1 protein-coding gene is annotated in these 990 nt (G+C 65.9%); it reads right to left on the reverse strand.

Annotated features, from left to right (window positions below):
* A partial coding sequence (locus EN935_RS37650; RefSeq protein ID WP_164771786.1) for an efflux RND transporter permease subunit occupies positions 1-990 on the reverse strand: 990 nt, incomplete at both ends.

Genomic DNA, 990 nt, shown 5'->3' on the forward strand with positions numbered 1-990 from the left:
GGTGATCATGGCGCTGTTGGTCTCGCCCAGCGTCGCTGCCTCGGCCAATGGCAGGATGCGGCTGCCCGCAGGCAGCAGCGGTGTGGCGATTTCTTCGGCACGGGTCAGCGCATCGCCGAGCGCGAAGTCGCCGTTGAGGTTGGATGTGATGGCCACCGACGGTTGTTGCTGTTCGCGCGACAGCGATGGCGGCACGGCACGTTCGGTCAGCGTGGCGATGGTCGACATCGGCACGAAGCGGCCATCGGCCGTTTTCAAGAAGATGTTTTCCAGATCGGTCGGGTCGTTGATCGGATTGGTGGTCGAGACAAGCTTCACGCCATAGCTGCGGTCGGCGATGTAGACGTCGACGACGTCGTTGCCGTCGAGCATGGCCTGCAAGGTGTTGGCCAGCCCGGTGATGTCGATGCCGAGGTCGGAGGCGCGCTCGCGGTCGATGGCCACCGCCAGCTGCGGCTGCGTCGGGTCGATGGACAGGCGCGGGGTCTGGAAGCGCGGGTCCTTCTGCATCTCGGCGATGATCTTCACCGCCGCGTCGCCGAGCGCCTTGCGGTCGTTGCCGACCAGCGCGAACTGCAGGCCGTTGCCGGCACCGCGGATACCGAGGCTGTTGGGCTGCACCGGGAAGATGCGCACGCTCGGCACCTGCCTGGTCAGCCGGCTGATCTCGGCCATGATCTCCTGCTGGCTGCGGCTGCGCTCGTTCCACGGCGCCAGCGTCATCACCATGAAGCCGGAGTTGTAGGAACCGTTCTGGCCGGCGTTCTCGAAGGTGCTGCGGATTTCGCCGGAATCGCGCATCGGCTGGATCAGCTTCTCGATCTTCTGCATCTGCTGGGTGGTGTAGTCGAGGCTGACGCCTTGCGGGGCGCTGATGCGCAACAGCACGGCGGCGCGGTCCTCGGTCGGCGTCAGTTCCTGGCGGATGGTGCCGAACAGCGTGAAGGCGGTGCCGGCAAACAGCACCGCGACTAGGAGCACGATCCATGG

This window comes from Mesorhizobium sp. M7D.F.Ca.US.004.03.1.1 (genome assembly GCF_003998635.1).
Taxonomy (GTDB): domain Bacteria; phylum Pseudomonadota; class Alphaproteobacteria; order Rhizobiales; family Rhizobiaceae; genus Mesorhizobium; species Mesorhizobium loti.